This is a genomic window from Brevundimonas sp. Root1423 (assembly GCF_001426805.1).
In genome coordinates, this window is sequence record NZ_LMFL01000034.1 from 170,216 (window position 1) to 195,800 (window position 25,585).

The 25,585-nt window shown below is 67.3% G+C and carries 25 protein-coding genes; 11 read left to right on the forward strand and 14 right to left on the reverse strand.

The genetic code is table 11. From position 1 onward, the window contains the following. Positions 1-6: 6 nt before the first annotated feature. Both ASD25_RS19380 and ASD25_RS19385 read right to left on the reverse strand, forming a co-directional pair. On the reverse strand, positions 7-525 hold the full coding sequence (locus tag ASD25_RS19380; RefSeq protein WP_056619760.1) for a hemerythrin domain-containing protein: 519 nt from the start codon (positions 523-525) through the stop codon (positions 7-9). 63 nt (positions 526-588) lie between these two features. Continuing rightward, the gene (locus tag ASD25_RS19385; RefSeq protein ID WP_056619763.1) at positions 589-1,362 is read right to left on the reverse strand and encodes a YebC/PmpR family DNA-binding transcriptional regulator; all 774 of its coding nucleotides are present in this window, start codon (positions 1,360-1,362) and stop codon (positions 589-591) included. 169 nt (positions 1,363-1,531) lie between these two features. Between ASD25_RS19385 and ASD25_RS19390 the strand changes: the two genes are divergently transcribed. Continuing rightward, positions 1,532-1,732 (forward strand): hypothetical protein, encoded by a 201-nt coding sequence (locus ASD25_RS19390; protein WP_056619769.1) that lies wholly within the window; start codon positions 1,532-1,534, stop codon positions 1,730-1,732. A gap of 138 nt (positions 1,733-1,870) precedes the next feature. Here ASD25_RS19390 and ASD25_RS19395 read toward each other — a convergent pair whose 3' ends face one another. Continuing rightward, on the reverse strand, positions 1,871-2,308 hold the full coding sequence (locus ASD25_RS19395; protein ID WP_200943674.1) for a thioesterase family protein: 438 nt from the start codon (positions 2,306-2,308) through the stop codon (positions 1,871-1,873). A gap of 194 nt (positions 2,309-2,502) precedes the next feature. Here ASD25_RS19395 and ASD25_RS19400 point away from each other — a divergent pair, with 194 nt between their 5' ends. From ASD25_RS19400 to ASD25_RS19415, 4 genes are all read left to right on the forward strand, one after another. Further along, positions 2,503-2,952 (forward strand): GNAT family N-acetyltransferase, encoded by a 450-nt coding sequence (locus tag ASD25_RS19400; protein ID WP_056620121.1) that lies wholly within the window; start codon positions 2,503-2,505, stop codon positions 2,950-2,952. Between the two features lie 46 nt (positions 2,953-2,998). Then, positions 2,999-4,123: a zinc-dependent alcohol dehydrogenase family protein gene (locus tag ASD25_RS19405; protein ID WP_056619771.1), complete on the forward strand. Its 1,125-nt coding sequence runs from the start codon at positions 2,999-3,001 to the stop codon at positions 4,121-4,123. Positions 4,124-4,308: 185 nt separating this feature from the next. Beyond that, a complete protein-coding gene (locus ASD25_RS19410; RefSeq protein WP_235562795.1) occupies positions 4,309-5,685 on the forward strand; it encodes a glycosyltransferase family 2 protein in 1,377 nt (458 codons plus the stop codon). Beyond that, positions 5,682-6,629 (forward strand): hypothetical protein, encoded by a 948-nt coding sequence (locus tag ASD25_RS19415; protein WP_056619773.1) that lies wholly within the window; start codon positions 5,682-5,684, stop codon positions 6,627-6,629. The genes ASD25_RS19410 and ASD25_RS19415 overlap by 4 nt, the downstream gene beginning before the upstream one ends. A gap of 15 nt (positions 6,630-6,644) precedes the next feature. Here the strand turns inward: ASD25_RS19415 and ASD25_RS19420 are convergent, their stop codons facing one another. Together ASD25_RS19420 and ASD25_RS19425 are read right to left on the reverse strand one after the other, a co-directional pair. Beyond that, positions 6,645-7,400: an SseB family protein gene (locus ASD25_RS19420; RefSeq protein ID WP_056619775.1), complete on the reverse strand. Its 756-nt coding sequence runs from the start codon at positions 7,398-7,400 to the stop codon at positions 6,645-6,647. A 122-nt stretch (positions 7,401-7,522) separates the two neighbouring features. Then, positions 7,523-8,074, reverse strand: coding sequence for an OmpA family protein (locus tag ASD25_RS19425; RefSeq protein ID WP_056619776.1), 552 nt, complete (start codon positions 8,072-8,074; stop codon positions 7,523-7,525). A gap of 183 nt (positions 8,075-8,257) precedes the next feature. On the opposite strand from ASD25_RS19425, the gene ASD25_RS19430 reads away from it, so the two are divergent. Further along, positions 8,258-9,202, forward strand: a complete 945-nt coding sequence (locus ASD25_RS19430; RefSeq protein WP_056619777.1) for a hypothetical protein — start codon at positions 8,258-8,260, stop codon at positions 9,200-9,202. On the opposite strand, the gene ASD25_RS19435 is transcribed toward ASD25_RS19430, so the two are convergent. From ASD25_RS19435 to ASD25_RS32205, 6 genes are all read right to left on the reverse strand, one after another. Next, a complete protein-coding gene (locus tag ASD25_RS19435) occupies positions 9,199-9,762 on the reverse strand; it encodes a fasciclin domain-containing protein (RefSeq protein WP_056619778.1) in 564 nt (187 codons plus the stop codon). The two genes, ASD25_RS19430 and ASD25_RS19435, sit on opposite strands and share 4 nt — an antisense overlap. 17 nt (positions 9,763-9,779) lie before the next feature. Then, positions 9,780-10,760 carry a hypothetical protein gene (locus ASD25_RS19440; protein ID WP_056619780.1) on the reverse strand — a complete coding sequence of 327 codons (981 nt, stop codon included), beginning with the start codon at positions 10,758-10,760 and terminating at the stop codon, positions 9,780-9,782. A gap of 255 nt (positions 10,761-11,015) precedes the next feature. Continuing rightward, entirely contained in the window at positions 11,016-12,851 is a 1,836-nt protein-coding gene (locus ASD25_RS19445; protein ID WP_056619783.1) for an LVIVD repeat-containing protein, read from the reverse strand. A gap of 24 nt (positions 12,852-12,875) precedes the next feature. Continuing rightward, the gene (locus tag ASD25_RS19450; RefSeq protein ID WP_056619786.1) at positions 12,876-13,529 is read right to left on the reverse strand and encodes a DUF305 domain-containing protein; all 654 of its coding nucleotides are present in this window, start codon (positions 13,527-13,529) and stop codon (positions 12,876-12,878) included. Between the two features lie 5 nt (positions 13,530-13,534). Continuing rightward, a complete protein-coding gene (locus ASD25_RS19455) occupies positions 13,535-13,900 on the reverse strand; it encodes a hypothetical protein (protein ID WP_056619788.1) in 366 nt (121 codons plus the stop codon). Between the two features lie 552 nt (positions 13,901-14,452). Next, the gene (locus ASD25_RS32205) at positions 14,453-14,695 is read right to left on the reverse strand and encodes a hypothetical protein (protein ID WP_235562796.1); all 243 of its coding nucleotides are present in this window, start codon (positions 14,693-14,695) and stop codon (positions 14,453-14,455) included. Between the two features lie 39 nt (positions 14,696-14,734). Here ASD25_RS32205 and ASD25_RS19460 point away from each other — a divergent pair, with 39 nt between their 5' ends. Next, on the forward strand, positions 14,735-17,479 hold the full coding sequence (locus ASD25_RS19460; protein WP_235562797.1) for an amidohydrolase family protein: 2,745 nt from the start codon (positions 14,735-14,737) through the stop codon (positions 17,477-17,479). A gap of 165 nt (positions 17,480-17,644) precedes the next feature. Here the strand turns inward: ASD25_RS19460 and ASD25_RS19465 are convergent, their stop codons facing one another. Further along, the gene (locus tag ASD25_RS19465) at positions 17,645-18,466 is read right to left on the reverse strand and encodes a hypothetical protein (RefSeq protein WP_056619790.1); all 822 of its coding nucleotides are present in this window, start codon (positions 18,464-18,466) and stop codon (positions 17,645-17,647) included. Positions 18,467-18,563: 97 nt separating this feature from the next. Then, a complete protein-coding gene (locus ASD25_RS19470) occupies positions 18,564-19,181 on the reverse strand; it encodes a hypothetical protein (protein WP_056619795.1) in 618 nt (205 codons plus the stop codon). 214 nt (positions 19,182-19,395) lie between these two features. Here ASD25_RS19470 and ASD25_RS19475 point away from each other — a divergent pair, with 214 nt between their 5' ends. From ASD25_RS19475 to ASD25_RS29620, 3 genes are all read left to right on the forward strand, one after another. Then, entirely contained in the window at positions 19,396-19,623 is a 228-nt protein-coding gene (locus tag ASD25_RS19475; protein WP_056619799.1) for a hypothetical protein, read from the forward strand. Between the two features lie 151 nt (positions 19,624-19,774). Continuing rightward, on the forward strand, positions 19,775-20,680 hold the full coding sequence (locus ASD25_RS19480) for a DUF3883 domain-containing protein (protein WP_056620135.1): 906 nt from the start codon (positions 19,775-19,777) through the stop codon (positions 20,678-20,680). A 37-nt stretch (positions 20,681-20,717) separates the two neighbouring features. After that, positions 20,718-22,436: an AAA family ATPase gene (locus ASD25_RS29620; protein WP_082572518.1), complete on the forward strand. Its 1,719-nt coding sequence runs from the start codon at positions 20,718-20,720 to the stop codon at positions 22,434-22,436. 31 nt (positions 22,437-22,467) lie between these two features. Here the strand turns inward: ASD25_RS29620 and lepA are convergent, their stop codons facing one another. Further along, entirely contained in the window at positions 22,468-24,162 is a 1,695-nt protein-coding gene (gene lepA / locus ASD25_RS19490; RefSeq protein WP_056619803.1) for a translation elongation factor 4, read from the reverse strand. Between the two features lie 223 nt (positions 24,163-24,385). Here lepA and ASD25_RS19495 point away from each other — a divergent pair, with 223 nt between their 5' ends. Further along, positions 24,386-25,576 (forward strand): efflux RND transporter periplasmic adaptor subunit, encoded by a 1,191-nt coding sequence (locus ASD25_RS19495; RefSeq protein ID WP_235562798.1) that lies wholly within the window; start codon positions 24,386-24,388, stop codon positions 25,574-25,576. Positions 25,577-25,585: the final 9 nt, after the last annotated feature.

A 25,585-nucleotide genomic window follows, 5' to 3' on the forward strand; every position in this document is an offset into this window, starting at 1 on the left:
CCGCTCTCAGCCGTGCTGTTCGACGTAGGCTTCCGGATCCTTGTTGACCGGCTTCACCCCGTTGATGTGACCGGCCTCGAAGGCGGCGAACTTCACAGCCAGATCATGGCGCGTCTGCAAGGGTGCGTGCCGGCGGAAATCGGTCAGGCCCTGCCGCTCCTCCTCGCCCATATGCTTTGAGTTGACGACGTTGGCCTTGCCCACCGCCTCGATCCAGGCGCCGGTTCCGACCGGGTATTTCTCCACCGCCTTGACCGCGTCGCGCAGCTTGTTGTGATCCTCGATGGCGTCCTCGGTCTCGGGGCCGGCGTCAGTCCCCTCGGCGTCGTTGGCCGATTTCCCGACCTTCATCAGCTCCGGATAGAAGAACCGCTCCTCCGCCTCTGCGTGGACGTCGAGGAAGGCGGACAGACGGCCCCACACCTTGGTCAGGGCGTCCACGTCGGTCGGGTCGATCTGCTCGATGATGGCGAACAGCCGACGCTGCTCGGCATGGTCGTCGAGGATCAGCTGGGTGATGTCCATGGGCGCGGTCCGGGCAAGCGTTGCGGTTCGCCTGCCCTAACCCGCCCGGTCGTCAGCCGTTCCTTAGCCCGCGTACTTCGCCAGGTCCTCGTCGGAGATGTCCTCGTTCGAATAGACGTTCTGCACGTCGTCCTCGGCGTCCAGCGCGTCCAGCAGCTTCATCAGCGTGCCGACCGCCTCGCCGCTCACCGTGACCTCGTTCTGCGGCCGCCAGACCAGCGCCGTGGACTTGGCGTCGCCGAGAATTTTCGACAGGGCCTCGGCCACCTCGTTCAGATCCTCGAACGTCGTCCAGATCGTGTGGCCGGGCGCGTCCTCATAGATGTCCGGCTTGACCAGATCGCTCTCGACGTCCTGGGCGCCCGCCTCGATGGCGGCTTCCATGACAGCGTCCTCGGAGCCGGCCTCGGCCGGGTAGATGATCCGGCCGACGCGGTTCCACATGAAGGCGACCGAGTTCATCTCGCTCAGCATGCCGCCGTTCTTCTTGAACGCCGCGCCGATGTTGGAGGCGGCGCGGTTGCGGTTGTCGGTCAGGGCCTCGACGATGATGCCCACGCCGCCGGGGCCGCGGCCCTCGTAGCGGACCTCTTCCATCGTATCGACGTCGCCGCCGGCGGCCTTGTTGATGGCGCGCTGGATCACGTCGCGCGGCAGGCTTTCGGCCTTGGCGTTGTTCACGGCCAGACGCAGGCGCGGGTTCATGTTGACGTCGGGCATGCCCAGCTTGGCGGCCACGGTGATGTCCCGCGACAGCTTGGAGAACAGCTTGGAGCGCTGCGCATCGGCGCGCCCCTTGCGGTGCATGATGTTCTTGAACTTGGAATGGCCGGCCATGAAGCTCTCTTGATTGGGCGCTACCGCTCGCGACGCGGTCGCTCGCTGCTTGAGCGCGACGGCGGAACGGACGAGCAGCGCATCTAGCCGAAGCCGCGTGCGCTGTCACGACACAGGAACCGCCCGCGCGCCCGGACATTGTTCCTGCATCCCAACCGGAGCCGTTTCCATGACAGCCGAAGACGTCATCTACGACGCTGACCTTTACGCCGACGGCGACCTCGACGAGGCCGACATCGTCGAATGGTACGAGACCCGGCCCATCACCATCTCGACCCCCGCCGCCGTCGGATCGATCATCGGCGCCTTCACCCTCGGCGTCCTGACCGCGGTCGGCGCCCTGGCCCTGATGGGCCGTCTGGACGACTAGCAATTCTCCCTCCCCTTCATGGGGAGGGTGGTCGCGCAGCGACCGGGTGGGGTTCGACAGGGCCGGAGCGCGGACCGACGTACCCCACCCTGTCGTCGCTTCGCGCCGACATCCCTCCCCACGAGGGGGAGGGAGACGTCACGTCTTCAGGCTCTCGAGGAACCCGCGCATCTTGTCGTCCACAGACACGGGTCGCTTGGTTTCACGGTCGACATAGACGTGAACGAAATGGCCGACCGCCGCCGCATCGTCCTCGTTGTTGCGGAACAGGCCGATCTCGTAGCGGACCGAGCTCGTTCCCACATGCGCCACCCGCACGCCCGCCTGGATCTCGTCCGGAAAGGCGGTCGGCGCGAAATAGCGGCAGCCCGTCTCGACCACCAGACCGATGGTCGTGCCGTGGTGAATATCCAGCACGCCGTTCACGACCAGCAGCCGGTTCACCGCCGTGTCGAACCACGAATAATAGACGACGTTGTTCACGTGGCCGTAGACGTCGTTGTCCATCCACCGCGTGGAGATGGCCTGAAACCGGCGATAGTCGCTCCGTTTCGTCCGTTCGATCGTACCGGTCACGCACCCACTCCCTGTGTTTCCAACTCGCGCCGTTCGGCGTCTTCGTCCCAGCGAGCCTTTAGCCTCCCCGCCCCACCGTCAAGCCGTCTCTTGGCCCACCCGCGCCGGGCGCTCGCAGAATCTCCGTCGTGGTCATTTCATCGCGAGGCTCGCCGCGCCTAGGGTGGCCACGACCTCCAATGGACGAGCGCGCGATGAGCAAGGCGGAAGTGATCGAACTGGCGAGCGGCTTCGCCGACCGGAACCTGTGGCTGGATCGCGCTGAAGGTCTGCACCGCGACTTCCGGCCCCACATTCCGGGGACCTACACGACCTATATGGACACGGTCCTCGCGAACGGCGGCGAGATGGCCGTCGCGGCGGTCGGCGACCGCGTCGTGGGCATAGCGGTCTTCCGGCTATTGATCTCGACCTTCGGGCGCCGACTCTACGTCGACGACCTCGTGGTCGATGAGACGGAGCGCAGTTCGGGACACGGCCGCCTGCTTCTGGACTGGTGCGAGGCCGAGGGCCGGCGCCGCGGCGCGAGCCGTCTCGATCTGGAATCCGGCACGCACCGGACCCGCGCCCACCGCTTCTATTTCCGCGAGGGGATGACCATCTTCGGCTTCAGCTTCACCAAGCCGCTCAACGAAGGCTTCTGATCCGCCGGGCTTGGCGGACGCGGCGTCAAGCGCCTAGCGTGTCGCCATGCAGACCACAGCCGCCGTTCTCCGCACCATGGGCGCCGCCCGTCCCTATGCGGACAGCCGTCCCCTCTCGATCGAGACCGTGACCCTCGACCCGCCCGGGCCCGGCGAGGTCCGGGTGGCGATCAAGGCCGCCGGCCTGTGCCACTCGGACCTCAGCGTCATCAACGGCGACCGTCCCCGCCCCCTGCCCATGGCTCTGGGCCACGAGGCCGCAGGTGTGGTCGAGGCGCTGGGCGACGGCGTCACCGATCTGGCCGTCGGCGATCATGTCGTCATGGTCTTCATGCCCTCGTGCGGTCACTGCAACCCGTGCGCCGAGGGCCGCCCCGCCCTTTGCGAGCCGGGCGCCGCCGCCAACGGCAAGGGCGAATTGCTGACCGGCGGCCGCCGCATCCATGACGACGCCGGCGATCTGAACCACCATCTCGGCTGCTCGGCTTTCGCCGGCCACGCCGTCGTCTCGCGCCGGTCTCTGGTCAAGGTCGACGCCGACCTGCCGTTCGAGCACGCCGCCCTGTTCGGCTGCGCCGTCCTGACCGGCGTCGGCGCGGTCGTGAACACGGCGGGAGTCCGCGCGGGCCAGAGCGTGGTCGTGGTCGGTCTCGGCGGCGTCGGCCTGTCGTCGGTTCTGGGCGCCGTCGCCGCCGGCGCTTCGCCTGTCATCGCGGTCGACCTGTCCGAAGACAAGCTGGCGCTGGCCCGCACCCTCGGCGCCGTCCAGACGGTCAACGCCGCCGACACGGACGCCGTCGAACAGGTCCGCGCCCTGACCGGCGGCGGGGCCGACTTCGTGTTCGAGATGGCCGGCTCGGTCCGCGCCCTCGACGCCGCCTGGCGCATGACCCGGCGCGGCGGAACCACCGTCACCGCCGGCCTGCCCCCGCCCGAAGCGGCGCTGGCCGTCAACGTCGTCTCGCTGGTCGCCGAGGAACGCACGTTGAAGGGCAGCTATATCGGGACCTGTGTACCCAGCCGGGACATCCCCCGCTACGTCGCCCTCTTCCGTCAGGGCCGGCTGCCGGTCGACCGCCTGCTGACCGGTACGATCCCCCTGTCGGACATCAACGCCGCCTTCGACCAGTTGGCCGACGGCAAGGCCGTGCGGACCGTCGTTCGGTTCTGACCTGACCCGAGCCGACTGGGCGACCGGCGATATAATCGCCATGATCTGAACCTGTTGCTGATCCTAATCCGCTCTAAAGCGTTGGTACCGCCGATCGTCGGTGGCTGAGTACCAGTTGGACCGCGTTTGTTTGGTCCAGGCTTATTTTTCGCGCATCTCCCCGTTTTCGTCTCACCGACGCGCCTGTGTGGGCGTCGGTCGCCCCGGCCCCGACCGTGCCGGTCAGCCCCTCCGCGCGCCGGGCGCTCTACCTGCCCGTCCATGTGAAGTTCGCGATCGCCCTATGCTTCGGCATCGCATGGACGGCGCTCAGCATATGCCTGTCCCTGCAATGGCTTGCCGATCTGTCCGGGATCGTCAGCCGGCCCGGCGCCCTGATCGTCATCGGCTTCATCGCCTATGTGCCGGGCTTCATGAACGCCTTCATGATGAGCAGCATCATCCTCGACCGGCGTCCGCCGCACGCGCCGCCCGCGGTCTATCCGCCCGTCAGCGTTCTGGTCGCCTGCTACAACGAGGCGCTGAACATCGGCGACACCCTGACAAGTCTGGCGGCCCAGACCTATCCGGGGCCGTTCGAGATCATCGTGCTGAACGACGGATCGACCGACGATTCCATGCTGGTCGCCGCCCGCATCATCGGGCGGCTTCAGCCCCGGACCCGCGCCCGCATGAAGCTGGTCAATTTCGCCGCCAACGCCGGCAAGTCGGCGGTGCTGAACCGCGGCCTGAAGATCGCCGCGCATGAGTTGATCGTCACCGTCGACGGCGACTGCTGGCTGCGCGCCGACGCCCTGACCCGCATCGTCGAGCGCAAACTGTCGGACCCGCCCGGAACCGAGGCCGTCGCCGGCTCGGTCCTCGTCCGCAACTCGCGCCGCAACGTCCTGACCAAGGCGCAGGAGTGGGACTATTTCCACGGCATCGCGGCCGTGAAGCGGATGCAGAGCATGTTCCACGGCACGCTCGTCGCCCAGGGCGCCTTTTCGCTCTACACGCGCCGCGCGCTGGAAAGCGTCGGCGGCTGGCCGCACACCGTCGGCGAGGACATCGTCGTCACCTGGGCCCTGCTGCGGAAGGGCTACCGCATCGGCTATGCCGAGGACGCCCTGGTCTTCACCAACGTCCCGCATGAGTTCCGCCAGTTCGCCAACCAGCGCCGCCGCTGGTCGCGCGGCCTGATCGAGGCCTTCGCCGCCCACTGGCCGATGCTGTTCCAGTGGCGGCTGTCCACCCTGTTCATCTGGTGGAACCTGTTCTTCCTGCCGCTGGACCTCGTCTACAGCTTCGCCTTCATACCGGGCCTGATCCTGGCGCTTTTCGGCGTCTACTGGATCGCCGGACCGCTGACGCTGGCGGTCCTGCCGCTGGCCGCGCTGTGGAACTGGTTCATCTTCCGCGTCCAGCGAAAGATGTTCCGCGCCCAGGGCTTGCGCGTGCGCCGCAACGCCGGCGGCTTCGCCTTCTACGTCTTCGCCTACAGCCTGCTGATGCAACCGGTCTGCGTCGCGGGATATTTCGCCGAGCTGGCCGGACTCAGAAAGACATGGGGCACAAAATGATCCGCACCGCCCGCTTCATCATCACCGCCGCCGCCCTGTGCGGAGCCACGGCCGCCGTCGCCGGGGAACGTCCCTACTATGAGGACGTCAGCACGGGTCAGCGCCCGTTCAACCCGGCCGTCGGCGCTGACCTGTTCTTCTCGACCGACGCCGACGAGTCCGAAACCCTGAAGGCCGGGGTCAATCTCGACTGGCAGTATCAAGGCCCGGAAAGCTACCAGGGCCTCCGCCTCGAGACCGCGCGCTTCACCCCCCTCGGCGGCGAGACGGCGGAAGAGCAACGCGTCTACTACCGCTTCGCCCACAAGGGCGAGGCCTGGTCCTCCACCGGGGCGGTCGGCACGAACGGCGATACCGTTCTCGGCTCGGTCAGCGTCCACAACGACGCCCGCTTCCGGCAGGAATATTTTGTCGAGCGCGACCGCCTCGAGACCCGTCAGGGCCTGGACGAGGATCTGTATTTCACCTTCGTCGGCGCCGCCTTCGACCTGCCCGTCGACGACTTCAACACCTTCACCACCCTGGTCGGCGTGCAGGAGTTCGGCGGCGACAACCTGCGCACCCACCTGCGCGCGCGCTACGTCCATGTGGTCAAGCCGGAGTGGGGACTCAGCGCGGGCGTCCGCACCCGCTTCTTCCACAACAGCGAGCCGGGCGAGGCCGACTATTTCTCACCCGAATGGTACGTCGAGGTGCTGCCCACGGTGCAGGTCCAGCGCTTCGTCGACGGCTGGCGCTATCAGGTCGCGGTCGGTCTCGGCGCCCAGAGGGACTCCGCATCCGACTGGCGCGCCGCCGGCTGGTTCGAGGCCTCGGTGACCAGTCCGAAGATCGATCGCGACTGGTACGTCAGGGCGGCCGTGGTCCACAGCAACACCCCGGTCAGCAGCGGCTACGCCTATGACTACAGCCAGCTCAGCATCGCCCTGACGCGGGGCTTCTGACCCGGTCGGGACGCTTCAGATAATCTTGATGCCGACGCCCGGCTCACCGCCGGGTTTGCCCACGGTCAGGTCCAGGGTTTCGTAACCGAAGTGGATGCCTCGCACGGCCCTGCCGACCAGCGCCTTGATCTCGTCAGCGGGACTGTCCGTGCGGATGTCCAGGAACCAGCCGATCTGACCGACCTCCGGCCAGATGGCGCGCGCCAGCCAGACATCCTTGACCATCGGCGGCTTGAAGGTGTCCGCAATCGCCTGAACCAGCGCCGTCGGCTCGCTCAACGGATCGACGTCGTGCAGTTCGGCGCGGCCGCTGACCGGGCGCAGCTGCGGGATCGCCTCCTCATGCTCCAGCAGCGACCGGATCTGGTCGGGGTTCAGCAACAGGCCGCGGCCGCCGTCCGGGTTCAGCAGGGCGGGCGTCTCTCCCATCAGGGCCAGCAGCGACCGGCCCTTCATGGCGATGATCCGCGCCTCCTCGCCGAACATCGCCGTCGCCCGCGTCGGATCGGTGAAGACCGAGACGCTGTTGCGGCCGTCGTTCAGCACCACGCCGCGCAGGACCAGCTGCTCGCCCTGACGCAACACCTTGGCGCCGTCGTCGCCCGGCGCGCCGCCCGGGCTGTCGGGCTCGGGCACCGCGTACAGGTCGGCCTCCAGCATCAGCCGCTCGAACAGACCCATCCGCGACGCATCGGCCAGCCCCTCGTACAGGGCCTCCTCCAGCGGGTTCAGCGGATTGTCGGTGAAGACGAGAGGTTGGGCGTCGGTCATGGTCAACTCGGGAACGAAGGGGCCGACACAAGAGGCGAGCGGACGCGCCCAGTCAATCGCCCCTGTCCAACCCGGACAGACGGCCGGCCCCGAAGGCCCGGCCGCCCGCTGGAACGGTCGTCCTAGCTGAGAACGACGATCGCCACGCGCCGGTTCTGGGCGCGGCCTTCCGGAGTTTCGTTCGGCGCCACCGGCGATTCCTCGCCATAGGAGATGGTCGCCATCCGGTTCAGGGCGATGCCCTGGCGGCTCAGCGAGCGGCGCACGGCCTCGGCCCGCGCCTCGCCCAGTTGCTCATTGTAATCCGCGTCGCCGACCGCGTCCGTATAGCCCTGGATTTCCAGATAGACGTTGCGGTTCTCGCTCTTCAGCCGCTGGGCCAGTTCGGCCAGCCGCTGTTCGGCCTCGGGCGAAAGGGCGCGGGCATCGGTGGGGAATTTCACCGAGTCGTCCGACAGCACGACCTCATAGAGGAATTTGCCCTCGGCCAGTTTGTGGGCCGCATTGGCCCGCTGCAGCGCCTGTCCGGCCGTGCCTTCGACCTCGGTCACCCGGCTGTCGACCACCGCCAGATTGTCCCGCACGAATTGATGGCTGGCGCAGCCGCTGGCCGCGAGGCCAAGGGCGGCCGCCACACCGGCGATCGCCGCTGTCCTGAGTTTGGATCGGGTCAAGTGTCGTCTCCTTTTGGGCGGGGCGCGACTCCCGCATAGGTACGCGGACCTGACCGTGGCGTAATGCGCGGGGCGGAGTGATGTTCCCGTTGGGGCCAAAACACGTCACCTTGACCATTAGCTGAGCCGTATGAAGCAGGCCCCGGAGATGGCTCCGGGGCGCCACCTTCTTGACGCGGGCGGGTGGTCTTTCAGGTCCACGCGGGCGCCCCGGCCCCGCTGGTCGAGGAGCCCCTCGTGCGGTCAAGCCTTGAGACGCAAACGGAAAAATCGCGGCCCGGACCGCCGGTCGCGCCCGGCCGCCCGGTCCGCTCACCACGGTGGCTGCGCAGCTGGGCCCCCGCCGTCGCCCTCAGCCTGTCCGCCCATCTGGCGGTTTTCCTCGCGCTGGTTTCAGCCCCCGCCGCGCCCGATAAAATTTATCCGCCCGAGACCGAACCGCGCGCCGTGGTCGTCACCCTGACCCGGCCGCCGCCGCCGCTTCCGCCGCCCGCGCAGGTGATCGCCGAGCCGCCGCCCGGACCCGCCCAGGCCCGGCCGACCGCCGCCCCCTCGCCTGCCCCGCCCCGCCCGGTCCCTGCCCGCGCCGCCCCGCGCCCCCGGCCGGTGCGCACGCCCCCGCCGCCGGACATTCCGACCCTCCCGGCCAACCCCTCGCCCGTCGTCGCCCCCATGGCTGTGGTCGGCGAAGCCCAACTGGCCGGCGCGCTGCAGGCCGGCGCGGGGCAGGGCTCCGGCGTCGGGTCGGGGTCAGGCGGCGGCGGAGGCGGCGGATCGGGCGCGGGTACCGGCGGCGCGTGCGACATGGTCCGGCGCCTGCAGGACGCCCTGCGGGCCGACCCGGAGGTTCGGGACGCCGTCGCCCGGGCGCATCGCGCCATGCCCGCCTCGGGCCGGGCCATTCTGGTCTGGAACGGCGACTGGATCCAGGATCCCGGACAGGCCGGCAAGGGACTGGCCGGCGTGCGCCAGGCCATCGCGCTCGAGGTCGCCTTTGCGCCGCGCGAGTGCCGGACCCAGCCGGTGCGGGGTCTGGCCGTCATCGCCTTCGCCGATGGCCCCGGCGCGCCGCGGCTCGCGCTGGGCGAGGCCAGCTGGCGCTGGTCGGACCTGCTGGGCGTCCGCTAGCTGGCGGCGGGCTTGACCAGCAGGGCGTCCACCGGCTGGACCACGCCGTTCGAGGCCACCGTCTCATCGCCGGTCAGACGCGCGCGGGCGCCGTTGTCGCCGGTCACGATGACGGCCTCGCCCTCCTTCGAGAAGGTCAGCAGGCTGTTGGCCATGGTGCGCACCTCGACCGTGCCCGAGCCGCCGCGGCTCATGGCGGCGAGGATGTCGGCCCGGGTCAGGGCGCCCGGCACGATATGGGCCCGCAGCATCGCAGCCCCCTGCGCCTTCATGGCCTCATCGCCGAGGTCGCCGGCAGAGGCCGTAAAGGCCGCGTCGGACGGCGCAAACACCGTATAGGGGCCCTTGCCCGCCAGCACGTCTCCGAGCGCCGCGTTCGTCAGCACCCGTTCCAGCGTCCCGAACGAGCCCTCGTCCTTCAGCGTCGCCGCGATCGTCTTGCCGGAAGGCGCGGCCACGGTGGCCGCGTCATCCTTCCTGCCGCCCTCGGCGCCGCACGCGGCCAGCGCCATCAGGCAAACGGGGGCCAGCGCCCAGCGCATCATCGTCTTCATGGTCATGCCTTGTCGCTCGCGGATCAGGTCAGCAGCTGGATCACGGCGGTGATCAGCTGGGTCTTGGGATCGGCCTGGTACACATAGCCGTCGTTGTACCGGTACATGGCGTTGGCGTTGTCCGCGTACTGGTTCCGGTAGTCATACGGCACATTGTAGACGTCATAACCGGCAGGCAGCGGCTGGCCGACGCTCAGGTTCTGGCCGGTCAGCAGGGCGGCGACCTGACTGATCATCTGCGTCTGCGGATCGACGCCGTACAGGGCGCCGTCGGCGTAGCGGTACTGCTGGTTCTGCGGCAGGCCGAAATAGCTGGAATAGTAGTCGGGCGCCGGCTGGTACTGATACTGCGCCGGCCATGCGTTGCCGGGAGAAAGCGCGCCGCCCAGCACGGGCAACCAGCCCAGCAGCCCGCCCTGACGGTCCATCCGGTACAGATAGCCCTCGTCGTAACGGTAGTTGTAGTCGTCGCCGCGCGAGCGCCACAGCCAGTCGTAGCGCGAGGCTTCGGCGGCGCGGGCGATCTGGCGCGCCTGACCGGGCGGCAGGCAGCCGTTGTTCTTCTTGGCCAGTCCGGGCGGGCAGCCGGCGATCAGGCCGCGGTCGTTTTCGCGGCTGAAATACACCACAGGGCGTCCGTCGCGGGTCTGGAACACCTGACGCTCGACCTCGCGGCGCAGGTCGCGGACCTCGACATCGCCGCGACCGTTGCCCCGGCCGGGACCGCGATCATCGCGGGCCACGACGACGGCGCGGCCATCAGGCGCGACGGCGACGCGGACGTCCGGGCGATTGTCGCCGCCCCGGCCGTTTCCATTACCGTTGCCGTTGCCGTTGCCGCGGCCATTGCCGTTGTTGCCGTTCCCGCGGCCGTTATCGTCGCCGCCGCGGTTTCCGCGTTCCTGTTTGTCGCCGCCCTTGCCGTTGCCGGGATCGGCGAGAACCGCCGTCGGCGCCGCGAGGGCGAGAACGAGAGCGGAGGTAATCGGGATAAGCTTGTACATGGGAGCCTCTTTCAGGTTCCCGACACAACGCCGTCAGGCGACGGGCGTTCCTGAAGCTCGTCTGGACCCCTGTATGGCTTGAGGGTGATCACTCACCTCTCATCTGTCGTCATCCCGGCGAAAGCCGGGCCCCGGCGGCGCCGAGCACAGCGAAGGCGATGCCGGACGCATTGGCGCTTTCGGCAGGGTCGCGCTCTCGCGCGCCGCCGGGTCCCGGGGTCGCTGCGCCCCGGGATGACGACCCGGCAGGCCCGGCTACCCTGCCCGTCGTCCGAAGATGCCCGCCAGTGCGGTCAGCCGCGCCTTGGCCGCCGTGCCGGTTTCCTGCGTCGCCGCAGCGGTCAGGGCCGCGGCCAGATCGGCCGCCCCCCGGCGGTTGCGGGCGCTCTGGCGCCATTGGTCGATACCCGCCTGGACCTGTGCGGTCAGGGCGGCGTTGGCCGCCGGCGCGCGCATCAGCTGGTCGAGATACGACTGGGCCACATCAGGGCTGTCGGGCCAGCTGACGCGCATCTGGGTCTGCGGGTTGATCTGGTCGGCGCGAACGCTCTCGGCGGCGGCGATCTCGGCCGCCGACAGATACTCGCTCGGGACCAGTTTCAGCACGTCGAAGCCGCGGGCCATCTCGCTGGAATAGATGCGGCCGTTGAGCCAGTAGGCCGACCACGAACCGGCGATGAACAGCTTGCCCTCCTCGATCGGGCCGCGGTCGAAGGACGCGATCTCGACCGGGCGGGTCGCATCGGTGAAGTCCATGATGGAGATGCCGCCCTGATACCAGGCCTGCACCATCAGGTCGCGGCCGGGGACCGGCACGATCATGCCGTTGTGGGCGACACAGTTCTCGTCAGACCCCTGGGCCGAAGGCAGCTTGTGGAAGGCGCGGCCGCGCAGGGTGCGGTTCTCGATGGTGGCGACCATGTTGGCGCCCCAGGTCGAGGGGTCCTCGGCCCGGCAGCGCGCGGCGGTGCCGCCGCCCCACTCGTCGGTGAAGACGACCTTGTCGCCGGCGTTGTTGAAGGTGGCCGAGTGCCAGTAGGCCATGTCGGGGTCGAAGATGTCCGACACGCGGGTCGGGTTCTGCGGGTTGGAGATATCCAGCAGGATGCCGTTGCCGCTGCAGGCGCCGGCGGCCAGACCGATCTCGGGATAGACGGTGATGTCGTGGCACTGGTTGGTCTGGGCGGTCGCCTGGCTGGCGATGCCGGCGCGGCCGCCGCGCCACAGACCGGCGACGCGGCCGTTGGCGTCGGCGAAGATGCGGGGGCGGTTGACGATGGCCGCGTCCTGCGGCCGGTCGAGGTTCACCTTGATCACGTCGATCGAGAACAGGGCGGTCTCCGGGTTCTGGTCCGGCTGGCCGTCCGAGCAGATGGCCAGCTCCTCGGTCTTGCGCACATCGGCGGTGCCCTGGTTGTAGATATACAGGCTGCGCGGATCGGTCGGATCCGGCACCAGGGTGTGAGTGTGCGACCCGCGGCAGGTCTGGACGGCGGCGATCTGGCGCGGGGCGTTCAGGTCGCTGATGTCGAAGATGCGGATGCCGCGGAAGCGTTCGGCGTTGACGTCGCCCGTGGCGGCGGTCGTGCCGCAGTCGAGACGGGCGCGGTTCTGCTCGACCGACATGAACAGCAGGTTGCCGACGACCGAGACGTCGCCCTGACCGCCGGGGCAGACCACCGACATGACCAGTTCGGGCGCGCCGCCCTTGCTCACGTCATAGGCGTTGAAACCGTTGAAATTGCCCACGAACAGCTTGCCGTCGGATACGGCCATGTCCGTGTTGGCCAAAGCCAGCGGGCCGTATTTGGGGTTGTTGCGCATCCGCTCCTGGAAGGCCGCGGCCTCGGCGGCGTTCGTCGGCGGCGCGAACAGGGCCTCGGGGTCGAAGAAGCCGGGGGCGGGCTGGACGGAATGCTCCAGCACCATGCCGGACGCGTACTGGCCGGCGTCGTGCAGGCCGGCGGACAGGGCGCTGCGGGCGTCGGTCGGGATGACCTGCGCGGCGGGCGCCTGCGCCGAGGCGGCGCTGGCGCTGATCAGGACGCCGAGGGCGGCGACGGTGGATAGCAGGGTGCTGCGAACGTTCATGGCCGCTCCTTGGCGTGTGTGAGGTCAGAGGTCTGAAAGAAGGGACTGCATACGAAGAATCTCCGCCGACTGATCGGCGACGACGGAGGCGGTGAATTCGGACAGCATGGGATCTTCCCCGGCGCCCGGATTGGCCAGCAATCCGTCGACCATGTCCAGCGCGCCCTGATGGTGCTGGATCATCCCCTGCAGGAACAGGCGGTCGAAGGACGGGCCGCTGGCCGCGGCGAGGGCCTGCATCTGCGCCGGGGACAGCATGCCGGCCATCAGAGGCGTATCGCTGGCGGGCATGGAATGACCCGCGTGCGCCGAGTGGTCATGGCCTGACATCCCGGGCATCTCCAGCGGCTGGCCGCGCCCGGACAGCCAGTCCCGCATCAGGTCCATCTCGGCCGTCTGGCTGAGGGCGATGCGTCGGCCGATCAGCCGGACCCCCGGGTTGGCCCCGCGGGTTTCCAGCAGACCCACCATCTCCACCGCCTGCGCGTGATGCGCGATCATATGCTGCATGAAGGCGACGTCGGCGGCGGTGAAGGTCGAGCGGCTCATGGCCACCGCCTCGCCGGGCGTGACGACGCGCGCCGCCGCGCCGGGTGCGCCGGGCTGGAAGATCGGCGGGGACTGCGGGGCCTGGGCCGCGATCAGTCCGACGATGAGAATGGTCGGCAGGCTGATCAAACCGGTTAGCCCGAGACGGCGACGCTGGTGAATTTGCCGTCGTGAGGCTGGCCAATGACCCAGGTCAGAATCTCGCCGCCCGCGAACTTCACGGCCCAGGTCTCAAGCCGCCCCTCAGGGGTGTCCTCGGCGCTCATGAAGGTCATCTCCTCGATCGCGCCCATGGCGGCGAGGGCCGGGGCCATGCCCTGGATCTGGCTGTTACAGGCGTCCAGCAGGGACTGGGCCATGAGGGCCTCGAGGCAGACGCCGTCGGCGGCCTCGGTGATGATGCGGGTCAGCGGCTCGCGGTACTGGCCGTCCTGGGCCATGGCCGGAAAGGCCATGAGGGCGGCGGCGGCGACGCCGGCGAAGATTGTTTGAATGCGCATTGGAGGTCCCCGGAGATAGTATTTCCCGGACCATGACCCAGCCGGCGGACTGCCACAACCTGTCGCCGCATGACAAAGAATTCACGCAGGAGAAACACCCGCAAGGCGGGGGCGCGGCTGGACTTGGCCGCCCGGGCAATGCTCTGTTGCCGCCCGACAAGGACGCGACGCCCCCGGGGCGGTCAGGCGTCCGCTATCGGGGCATGAAACGATGAAGCGCGTACTCCTGACGACGGCCGCCGTGATGGCGCTCGCCTTCCCCGCCATGGCCCAGACGCCCGAGCCGCCCTCCCCGCTCGCCGCCCCGCCCACGCCCGCCCCGACGCCTGCTCCGACGCAAGGCCCGGCCCCCGCGCAGGCGCAGGACGGCGCCGCCGCCGCGCCGGCTCCGGTCGCCGCAGCAGCCGCTCCGGCCGAAACGCCGAAATGGGATGTGCAGAACCCGCCCGGACCGTCGCGCGACATCCCCATCGATGTCACCCGCGGCACCTGGATGTCGCTGGACGTCAGTCCCGACGGCCGCACCATTGTCTTCGACCTGCTGGGCGACATCTATGTGATGCCCGTCGCCGGCGGCGAGGCGCGCGCCATCGCGTCCGGCGTGGCCTGGGAGATGCAGCCGAAATGGTCGCCCGACGGCCGCCACATCGCCTTCACCTCGGACCGGGGCGGTGGCGACAACATCTGGATCATGGACGCCGACGGCTCCAACCCGACGCAGGTGTCGAAAGAGACTTTCCGGCTGGTGAACCAGCCCGAATGGACGCCCGACGGCCAGTTCGTGGTCGGCCGCAAGCATTTCACCTCGTCCCGCTCGCTCGGGGCCGGCGAAATGTGGATGTACCACCGCTCGGGCGGCGGCGGCGTGCAGATGACCGAGCGCCGCACCCAGCAGAAGGACACGGGCGAGCCCGCCTTCTCGCCCGACGGCATTTCAGCGACGACGCCACGCCGGGGACGACCTTCGAATACTCCAAGGACGTCAACGACCAGATCTATGTCATCCGCCGCCTCGACCGCGAGACGGGCGACATCGACGCCTATGTCACCGGCCCCGGCGGTTCGATCCGCCCGACGCCCTCGCCCGACGGCAAGTCCCTGGCCTTCATCCGGCGCGTTCGCTACCAGTCGACCCTCTATGTCATGGACATCGAGTCTGGCCGCGAGACCCCGGTCTTCTCGGCCCTCGACCGCGACATGCAGGAAACCTGGGCCATCCACGGCGTCTATCCGGCGATCAGCTGGACGCCCGACAACCGCTCCATCGTCTTCTGGGCCGACGGCCGCATCCAGCGCGTTGACGTGGCCTCGAAGGAGGTCGCGAACATCCCCTTCCACGTCGCCGACACCCGCCGCGTGCAGGACGCCGTCCGCTTCCCGATCGAGGTCGCGCCCGACCAGTTCGACGTGAAGATGCTGCGCTGGGCCCGCCCCTCGCCCGACGGCACCAAGGTCGTCTTCGAGGCCCTCGGCAATCTGTGGATCCGCGACCTGCCCACCGGCACGGCTCGCCGCCTGACCCGCCAGAGCGACCATTTCGAACTCTACCCGTCCTGGTCCCGCGACGGCCGCTCCATCGTCTACACCACCTGGGACGACCAGGAGCTGGGCTCCATCCGCGTGGTTCCCGCCTCGGGCGGCGCCGGTCGCGTCATCACCCCCAACCCCGGCCACTACGTCGAGCCGACCTTCAGCCCCGACGGCCGCACCATCGTCTATCGCACCACCAGCGACGGCTTCCTGACCACCGCCCTGTGGAGCCGCGACCCGGGCGTCTACCGCATCCCCGCCGCGGGCGGCGAACCCGTCCACATCACCGACGAGGGCGAGGTCCCCCAGTTCGGCGCCGCCAACGACCGCCTGTTCCTCACCGGCCGCGACGGCGACCGGCGCACCCTGATGTCGGTCAACCTCGACGGCGAGGACGAACGCACCCACCTGACCAGCGAATGGGCCGCCGAGTTCGCCGTCTCGCCCGATGGAAACTGGGTCGGCTGGACCGAGCGCTTCCAGGCCTATGTCGCCCCCTTCGTCGCCGCCGGCCGGCCCCAGGCCATCGCCCCCGACGGCAAGGCCCTGCCCCAGGCCCGCGTCACCCGCGACTCCGGCGAGTGGCTCAGCTGGTCCGGCGACAGCCGCCGCCTGCAGTGGTCACAGGGCCCCGAGCTGTTCAGCCGCGACCTGAACCAGTCCTTCACCTTCGTCGAAGGCGCCCCCGCCGAACTCCCCAAGCCGGACGAGCGCGGGATCAACATCGGCTTCAGCGCCACCGCCGACAAACCCGAGGGCCGCATCGCCCTCGTCGGCGCCCGCATCATCACCATGAACGGCGCCGAGGTGATCGAGAACGGGGTCATCGTCATCGACGGCAACCGCATCGAGACCATCGGCTCGCTGGCCTCGACCACCCTCCCCGCCGGCATCCCGACCATGGACATGACCGGCAAGACCATCATGCCCGGCCTCGTCGACGCCCACTGGCACGGCTCGATGGGCTCGGACGAGATCATCCCGGAACAGAGCTGGGTCGACTACGCCTCGCTGGCCTTCGGCGTCACCACCATCCACAACCCGTCCAGCGACACCAGCGAGATCTTCGCCCACAGCGAGCTGGCCCGCGCCGGCCGCGTGGTCGCCCCGCGCATCTTCTCGACCGGCTCCATCCTGTACGGCGCCACCACCGCCGGCACCGTCAAGGTCGAGTCCCTCGACGACGCCCTGTCCACCCTGCGCCGCATGCAGGCCGCCGGCGCCTGGAGCGTCAAGAGCTACAACCAGCCCCGCCGCGACCAGCGCCAGCAGATCATCGAGGCCGCGCGCCAGCTGAACATGATGGTCGTCCCCGAGGGCGGCTCCCTGTTCCAGCACAATATGTCGATGATCGTCGACGGCCACACCACCATCGAGCATTCGATCCCCGTCGCCGTCCTCTACGACGACGTCCACCAGCTGTGGCGCCAGACCGGCGTCGCCTACAACCCGACCCTCGTCGTCGCCTATGGCGGCAGCTATGGCGAGAACTACTGGTATCAGGAGAGCGAGGTCTGGAACCATCCGATCCTGACGCAGTACGTCCCGCGCCGCATCCTCGACTCCCGCGCCCGCCGTCCCGAGACCGCGCCGGACAATGAGTGGAACCACATCTCCATCGCCCGCGAGGCCCGCCGCCTGTCCGATCAGGGCGTCAGCGTCTCCATCGGCGCCCACGGCCAGCGCGAGGGTCTGGCCGCCCACTGGGAGCTGTGGAGCCTGGCCCAGGGCGGCATGGCCCCCATCGACATCATCCGCGCCGGCACCCTGAACGGCGCCCGTTCCCTCGGACTGGACCGTGACATCGGCTCGCTGGAGCCCGGCAAGCTGGCCGACATGGTGATCCTCAACGCCAACCCGCTGGACAATATCCGCAACACCACCAGCATCGCCTTCACCGTCGCCAACGGCCGCGTCTACGACAGCGGCATGAACGAGATCGCCCCCCGCCAGCGCCCCCGCGCGCCCTTCTGGTTCGCCGACGGCGGCAGCGAAGGCTGGGCCCCGGGCGCGGCGGAAACCGAAACCGACGGCCACGGCCACGACTAGTCGACACGCTTCTCCTCCCCCCTCGTGGGGGAGGGGGACCACGCGCAGCGTGGTGGAGGGGGCCGCCGCCGCACGGTCGTCTCCTCCCTGTCGCCGAAGGCGATGGGGAGGGGGACCACGCGCAGCGTGGTGGAGGGGCGCCCGCCCCACCACCCCACCGCCCCCTCACCGCCGCTGCAGCATCTCCACCGCCCGCGCCACCTGCGCCGGCAGCGCGAACTCCGGCGGCGTCAGCCCCGCCGCCCGCAGCATCCCCTCCAGCCGCTGGATGTGCCGCGCCTGATCGCCGACCCATCCCATCTGCGCCTCCTCCAGCTGCTCGCGATGCCGGCGCAGCTGCCACCAGCCCTCCTTCAGGTCCCGGTCCGGGTCCTTCACCCCGGGCCGCTCGCTGATGTGGAAGCGCGCCATCAGCCGTTCGTCGCTGGCCATGGTCACGTTGAACACGGCGCTCAGCGGCAGGGTCTCCAGCGTCCCCGCCTCGCGCGCCTGCTCCTGCCCCGCCATCCGCTGATAGCTTTCCGCCAGCGCCGTCAGCGCCTTGGCCTCGGCCCACAGCCGCCCGCGCATCGCCCGCCCGGAGGCCATCGCCGCCAGCCTCGCCAGCGCGACGGGATCGCCCGCCTCGGGCGGTTCGCTCTCCATGTCGTCGAACAGCCGCGCCGCCCGCGCCTCGGGCGTGTTGCGCCGCGCCTCTTCCAGCTCGGCCTCGCGCGCCGCCGCCTGCTCCATCGCCTGCGCGTCGCCCCAGTCCCGCTTGGTCGCCTTGTGCTTCGTAATGCGCTTGCGCAGCGCATGGGCCGACACCCGCCATTTCGACGACAGGAAGGTCACCGTCGCCCCCTCGCGATATTCCGCGAGGATCAGCTCCCACGTCTCCTTCGACAGCCGATAGTGGGCGGGCGCATCCGGATCGCGCGGCTTGCGCGGCCGCGGCCCTTTCGGCGTGCGATGGGGATCGGTGTTGGCGAGGGGCGCATCGGTCATTCCGCAAGGATACGCCCGCCCGGAAGGGCGCCGGAGATAGAGCGAAATCGGCGCGGAAACGCAGGCGGGGGCGGGAGTCGGGACGCTAAGATAAAACCTATGCCGCTTCCTTCATCGCGACTTCGCTCCACTGTTCTGCCATCGCTTTGGCGATGCCCGGATAGAACCGCGACCGCTCCTTCCAGCGGTCCGGCGACGGCGGCATGTGGTGAACCCGAGGCGTGCGACCGCTGACGATGTTCGTCGGCACCAGCGGCGGCAGGTTCTTCAGCCACAGACAGGTCCGCTTCGTCTCGCCGTGCCCGAACTGCCAAGGCTGGATGCTCTGCGCGAAGTCCTCAAAGTTCGCGATCCGGGTCTTGGCGTGCCGGTGCATCACCGGGTTCTCGATCGCGATGCGATCGATGGGCGCGTTCCAGAAATCGGAGAATAAGGCCGCACCCTCGTCCAGCTCCGCCCACATTTCCTCGACGGACTTCCCACGCGGCGGCACGCTCAGCCAGCGAACCCCGGAATTGCACAGCCGGGTGCAGGGCGGATGGGCGACCATCAGCAGGTCCCAGCCGTCATTCAGCAGATCGCGCGCGTCACCGACGATATGGCGGTTGGACCCGTCTTCGCTGGGCAGCAGATCGCACGACCACGCATCATGGCCGAGGTCGAGAAAGGCGTTCCGGACAATCCCGCTGTACTCGCATGCAACGAGGACCCTCACGTCGATGGTCTCTTTGTCTTGATGTCTCCGACGGTCACTTCGTCTCGCTGTCCAAGGCTACGGCCTCCGCCGCGCCGATCCACGATCAGCTATATTAGATAACGAAATACCAGGATAGGTTGCGCGACAGTCGGCCAGCCGCTGAACTCCCTCAGCTGTGGATCAAGGAGGTCGCCGCGTTGACTCGGGAAGAACAAATACGGAACATCGACAAATGCCTGACATCCGCACGGTCCACCTCGCCCGCCATCGGTTCCTTCCACAGGACGGCGCCGGGACGGTGTTTTGCGTCATGACCTACGACGGGAAAGTCGGACCCGCCTTGGCCTTCGTCAGACCGGGCGAGTTCCCGGAGTTCGAGGGGGAGGAAGCGTGGTTCCGGGTGCGCTGGTTCAACAAACGCCGGCGAGAGTTCATCGAACAGGTCGAAGGGCGAACATGAAACGCGACTGGCAAGAAACCTTGATGGTGATCGCACTCGCTCTTTGCGTCGTCGCGCAGGGCGTCGTCACCGTCCTACTCACACGCAATCTCTGATCGCGACTTGCCAAGCTGCCACTCTCGCTTGATTGTCCGAGGCAGGGAGGCTCTCGTTGGCAGACACTTCAACCGGCAAGGGCAACTGGTCCGACGAGGAACTCGACCTCATCGTCGCCGAATATTTCAGCATGCTTTCACCCGAGCCGGGTGTTCAGCGCGGTTGGAAAACGGCCCGCCTTCGGAAGCTCGACGAGCAGCTCGGACGCGGCGAAGGCTCGATCGGTCGCAAGCTCTCCAACATCACGTTCGTCGCTTCGCGACTAGGGCTGCCGCCGCTTCCCGGGTACGGAGCGTTGGAGAATATCCAACAGGCGATCTATCCGGCCATTGATCGATACCTGACCGCTCACCCGACGGCGCTGGCTGACGACGCGTTTTTGCAGACGGTAACGGCGCCCTTCCCCTCGCCGAGCCAACCGGCGGTAACGGCCCCAACGCCCCCCTCCATAGAAGCCTCGGTGTCAGCGTTCGGACTGTTGCCTGCTGACCCGATCCCTCCGCTCGGCGCGGAGCGCAAAGCCCGGCCGAAAGACCTCGTTCGTCTTGTCCGCAAATACGATCCCGCCGCCCGGGACGCGCGGAATCGCATCTTAGGAAAGCTGGGCGAAGAGCATGTTCTAAACCACGAGATTGCTCGCCTGATCGCCGCCGAGCGCATGGACCTCGCCAAAAAAGTCGAATGGACCTCTGACGTCTATGGGGACGGTGCGGGCTACGACATCAAGAGCTTCGAGCCAGACGGCTCTGATCGCCTCATCGAGGTGAAAGCGACAAAGGGCGGTCCGGCCAGTGACTTCTTCCTGTCCCGTACCGAGCGAGAAGTTTCGATGGAACGGCCGGAAGCATGGCGGCTGTACCGGCTTCACACACTTCCCGTGAAGCCAAGACTCTTCGTGATAGCACCGCCGTTGGAGCAAGCGGTTCGTCTCGAGGCAGAAAACTGGCGCGCCCGCTTCTAAAGGCGGGCAGACGCATCCCTAACGGTACTCAAACATAATGAAATTATACTCGCTGAAGCTGTTCAACCACCCCGGTATCGGAGATCTATCCATATCGTTTTCTGACCCGCAGGGTGTCCCGTTTGACTCGATCATAATCGCCGGGGAGAACGGATGCGGAAAAACAGCAATACTTGAAGCAATACAAGCGACTTTCGAAGCTAAATTGGAGGCCAAAATTGGCATCGTTAAGCTCGACATCATGCTTTCCGATGATGAAGCGAACCGCCTATCCCAAAATGATCAAGTACGCGCCACCCCTCAGCAACTGCGGCGCCTTAGAATTACTTATGATTCCTTTGATTCCGGATGGGACGGCTATAAGCTGCAATGGGCGTTTGTAAACGGAGAACCGACGGCAGGGAACGCCGTTGTTTTTGGCGAAGCATCGATAAAAGCGATATTCAAGACGTTCTTCAGCGAGGCAAACGTCAGTTTCAATCCAACGCCCGCCAGGTCTATCACAGCACTCTCTGTCGATGAGCCTACACAAGCGGAGCGGAGCGGCGCTAAGCTGGCCCAAGACATTACCCAGCTTCTTATCGATGTAAGGTCAGCTGACTCTGAAGATTTGTCTGAATGGGTAGACGCGCACCCTAACGTCGCACCGCCGAACAGTGTCAGGGACAAGAGAATGTCGCGATTCACCCGCGCATTCGATTACATGTTCCCCGCCAAGCGCTTCCGCGGGGTGTCGAGAGGAAACGGACGACTCAATATTCAGTTTGAGGAAAATGGCCGTATCAGCGAGATAGACACCTTAAGCACTGGCGAGAAGCAGATTGTTTTTAGAGCTGGATTTTTGCTGAAGTCATTAAGCAACACCAGAGATTCCCTGATCTTAATAGATGAACCAGAGTTAAGCCTTCACCCCGAATGGCAGTCACGGATTGTAGATTTCTACAAGACGCTTTTGTCCGATGACGGTGGCGAACATCCACAGATGTTCATCTCGACGCACAGCCCCTTCGTTGTTCACGGATCAGCTACCTCAAGAACGGTCATTCTGGAGAAAACTCCGACAGGTCAGGTTCAGGAGATGGCGAAACCCGCTTATCCTATCGCTAGCGGAACTGAGGCAGTGCAAGCCTTCAATCTCTCAGCGTTCCTAAGGGGGGCCAAACAACCATTGCTTGTCTTGGTCGAGGGCGAAAGCGACGAAGAGATAATCTCGGCTGCGTGGAGCAAACTCAGGTCCGGACAGCCGATGCCATTCGAGATTCGACCAGCGTTAGGGATGAAAAACCTAAACATAACGCTGAACGACCAAGAGCTATTCGCAAAGCTCGGCAGCCGGATGATTGCCGGAATATTTGATTTTGACGAGGCTTATGACCAATGGAATGGCGTTTGGAAGAGCCGGGACAAGCCATCTACCTTGGTATCGAGCGTCGAGAGTGATGGCCTTATCAAACGTAGAGACGGGAAAAACGCTTGGGCGATGCTGTTACCGGTCCCCACGGCGCGGCAAACATACGCAAGTACAGCCTTGAAAGGACGCTCGATCCTTTCGATCGAGTTCTTGTTTGAAGATAAGGACATTCCCCCGCACATGATCGATCATGTGGCGGGCCCTTTAAACGTTTCGATGCCCAAGTTCAGATCTGCGGAAAAGACCAGCTTTGCCACGCATGTCGCGGGTTTGCCCGCGAGCTCCTTTGCTGCGTTTGAGCCCCTACTTTCCGCTCTGGAAGGCATGCTAGCCGGTAGGCATTAATGGCTCAGAGCGGCCCCAGCGTCAGCAGCCCTCAATCCTCGTCCATCTTCAGCGCCGCGATGAACGCCTCCTGCGGGATCTCCACCTTGCCGAACTGGCGCATCCGCTTCTTGCCAGCCTTCTGCTTCTCGAGCAGCTTCTTCTTCCGGGTGGCGTCGCCGCCGTAGCATTTGGACGTCACGTCCTTGCGCAGCGCCCGCACCGTCTCGCGCGCGATGATCTTGCCGCCGATGGCGGCCTGGATCGGGATGACGAACAGGTGCGGGGGGATCAGCTCCTTCATCTTCTCGACCATGCTGCGGCCCCGCATCTCGGCGCGGCCGCGGTGGACCAGCTTCAGCCGGTCGTAGAAGTCGAACACGACCTCGTTCAGCGGCAGCTCATAGACCACCAGCGCKCKGSWGCCGACGTAGGACAGCTCGACCTGCGAGCCGCGGCGGTCCTGACACAGCTTGATGACGCCGCCGAGGTATTCGTCGGGGGTCAGGATGGTCGCCTTGATCCACGGCTCCGAGATTTCCATGATCTGCATCACGTCGGGCAGGTCGGCCGGGTTGTGCAGCTCGATCTCGGAGCCGTCGCGCAGGCTGATCTTGTAGACGACGCTCGGGGCGGTCGCGATCAGGTCGAGGTTGAACTCGCGGCTGAGGCGCTCCTGGATGATCTCCAGATGCAGCAGGCCGAGGAAGCCGCAGCGGAAGCCGAAGCCGAGGGCGGCGCTGGATTCCATCTCATAGGTGAAGCTGGCGTCGTTCAGGCGCAGGCGGCCGATGGCGGCGCGCAGGTCCTCGAAGTCGGCGGCGTCGACCGGGAASAGGCCGCAGAAGACGACGGACTGGACTTCCTTGAAGCCCTTGAGCGGTTCGGCGGTCGGCTTCTTCTCGTCGGTGATGGTGTCGCCGACGGCGGCGTGGGCGACCTCCTTGATCTGGGCGGTGATGAAGCCGACCTCGCCGGGACCCAGCTGGTCGACCGGGGTGTTCTTGGGCAGGAAGACGCCGACGCGGTCGATCAGGTGGGTCGAGCCGTTCTGCATCATCTTGACGCGCTGGCCGGTCTTGAGGGTGCCGTCGAAGACGCGGACCAGGACGACGACGCCGAGGTAGGGGTCGTACCAGGCGTCGACCAGCAGGGCCTTCAGCGGGGCGTTCGGGTCGCCCTTGGGCGCCGGCAGGCGGGTGACGATGGCTTCCAGCACATCCTCGATGCCGATGCCGGACTTGGCGCTGCACAGGACGGCGTCCGAGGCGTCGATGCCGATGACGTCCTCGATCTGGGTCCGGACGCGCTCGGGCTCGGCGGCGGGCAGATCGATCTTGTTGAGGACCGGGACGATCTCGTGATTGTTGTCGATCGCTTGATAGACGTTGGCCAGGGTCTGGGCCTCGACGCCCTGCGACGCGTCCACGACCAGCAGAGACCCCTCGCACGCGGCCAGCGACCGGCTGACCTCATAGGCGAAGTCCACGTGCCCAGGCGTGTCCATCAGGTTCAGGACGTAGTCGAGCCCGTCCTTCGCCTTGTAATTCAGGCGCACGGTCTGCGCCTTGATGGTGATCCCCCGCTCCTTCTCGATATCCATATTGTCGAGAACCTGCGCCGACATTTCGCGCGCGGTCAGGCCGCCGGTCACCTGAATCAGGCGGTCGGACAGGGTGGATTTGCCGTGGTCGATGTGCGCGACAACGGAGAAATTCCGGATACGGTCGATGGGAGGGGTCGTCATGGCCGCGCCGGTAGCACGGCAGGGCGAAATCGCCAACGCGGACGCCGCAGCGCCGATGCCCGGCAACCGCGATTGTGGCGGATTACTTCGCCGTAAGGGCGTGCATTCGGATTTGAGAAGCGTCGTTGGAACGGCTATTCAACGGCTGATGACAGAGCGCCCGAGCGGCGCCGACAGTCGGCGCGCGGTCCCCCCGGCTGCGGCGCCCAACAGGGGATCAGACGTGGCGAACATCAAGCGGAACATGCGAGCCGGTGCGGCGGTCGTTCTCGTCAGCCTGGCCTTGGCGGCCTGCGGCGCTAGCGAGGACGCCAAGAAAGCCGAGACCAAGGCGGGAGCCAAGGCCGGCGGCGGCGCCTCCAGCCAGACCGTCTCGGTCGTGGTCGCCTCGCTGCAGAACCTGCCGCGCACCGTCACGGCCTCGGGCACCGTCTCGGCCTGGGAAGAGGTGCCGGTCGGCGCAGAAACGGGCGGGCTGACGGCGACCGGCGTCTATGTCGATGAAGGCAACTACGTCCGTCAGGGCCAGCCGCTGGTGCAGATGAACGACGCCCTGCTGCGAGCCCAGCTGCGACAGCAGCAGGCGGCGGTGGAGACGGCCAACGCCAACGCGTCCCGCGATCAGGCGGCGCTGGGCCGGGCCCAGGAATTGAAAGAGCGGGGCTTCCTCAGCCAGGCCTCGCTGGACACGGCGCTGGCCAACCAACGCGCGTCGAGCGCCAATGTCGCGGCCGCGCAGGCGTCGCTGTCCGAGACCCGCACCCGCCTGTCGCAGGCGACGATCAAGGCCCCTGTCTCGGGTCTGGTCATCAGCCGCAACGTCACGCGCGGTCAGATCATCTCGGCCGGAACCGAACTGTTCCGCATCGTCCGTGACGGCCGGCTGGAGCTGGACGCCCAGGTGCCGGAGACGGATCTGGCGCTGGTCCGCTCGGGCCAGAGCGCCGTGATCTCGTCCGATCAGATCGGCGAGACGACCGGCCGCGTCCGCATCGTGACACCCGAGGTCAACGCCGAGAACCGTCTGGGCGTGGCCCGGATCGCCCTCACCGGCGGCGGCTTCCGCCCGGGCATGTTCGCCCGAGCCCGCATCCAGGTCGGCGACCAGCCGGCCGTGACGGTGCCGACGGCCGCCGTTCTGTACCGCGAGAACCGCGCTGGCGTCTTCATGCTGGGAACCGACAACCGGGCCCACTTCCAGCCTGTGACGGTGCTGTCGCGCACGACGGACTCCACGGCAGTCAGCGGCCTCGCCGCCGGTTCGCGGGTTGTCGTCGCCGGCGCCGGCTTCCTTGGCGAGGGGGACCGGGTGACCGTCGCACCAGCCGCGCGCCCCGTGGCAAACCGCGCCTCGGCCGCCCGCACAGCTGCTGTAAGCGCCGCCGCGGCCCGCACCGCCGACGCCAAGAAATAGGTCCGGACG

Excerpts from the sequence above, each read along its gene's own strand:
- ASD25_RS19380 (WP_056619760.1), bottom strand. The coding sequence starts at position 525 with ATGGACATCACCCAGCTGATCCTCGACGACCATGCCGAGCAGCGTCGG.
- ASD25_RS19385 (WP_056619763.1), bottom strand. The coding sequence starts at position 1,362 with ATGGCCGGCCATTCCAAGTTCAAGAACATCATGCACCGCAAGGGGCGC.
- ASD25_RS19390 (WP_056619769.1), top strand. The coding sequence starts at position 1,532 with ATGACAGCCGAAGACGTCATCTACGACGCTGACCTTTACGCCGACGGC.
- ASD25_RS19400 (WP_056620121.1), top strand. The coding sequence starts at position 2,503 with ATGAGCAAGGCGGAAGTGATCGAACTGGCGAGCGGCTTCGCCGACCGG.
- ASD25_RS19405 (WP_056619771.1), top strand. The coding sequence starts at position 2,999 with ATGCAGACCACAGCCGCCGTTCTCCGCACCATGGGCGCCGCCCGTCCC.
- ASD25_RS19415 (WP_056619773.1), top strand. The coding sequence starts at position 5,682 with ATGATCCGCACCGCCCGCTTCATCATCACCGCCGCCGCCCTGTGCGGA.
- ASD25_RS19420 (WP_056619775.1), bottom strand. The coding sequence starts at position 7,400 with ATGACCGACGCCCAACCTCTCGTCTTCACCGACAATCCGCTGAACCCG.
- ASD25_RS19435 (WP_056619778.1), bottom strand. The coding sequence starts at position 9,762 with ATGACCATGAAGACGATGATGCGCTGGGCGCTGGCCCCCGTTTGCCTG.
- ASD25_RS19440 (WP_056619780.1), bottom strand. The coding sequence starts at position 10,760 with ATGTACAAGCTTATCCCGATTACCTCCGCTCTCGTTCTCGCCCTCGCG.
- ASD25_RS19445 (WP_056619783.1), bottom strand. The coding sequence starts at position 12,851 with ATGAACGTTCGCAGCACCCTGCTATCCACCGTCGCCGCCCTCGGCGTC.
- ASD25_RS19455 (WP_056619788.1), bottom strand. The coding sequence starts at position 13,900 with ATGCGCATTCAAACAATCTTCGCCGGCGTCGCCGCCGCCGCCCTCATG.
- ASD25_RS19465 (WP_056619790.1), bottom strand. The coding sequence starts at position 18,466 with ATGACCGATGCGCCCCTCGCCAACACCGATCCCCATCGCACGCCGAAA.
- ASD25_RS19475 (WP_056619799.1), top strand. The coding sequence starts at position 19,396 with ATGCCTGACATCCGCACGGTCCACCTCGCCCGCCATCGGTTCCTTCCA.
- ASD25_RS29620 (WP_082572518.1), top strand. The coding sequence starts at position 20,718 with ATGAAATTATACTCGCTGAAGCTGTTCAACCACCCCGGTATCGGAGAT.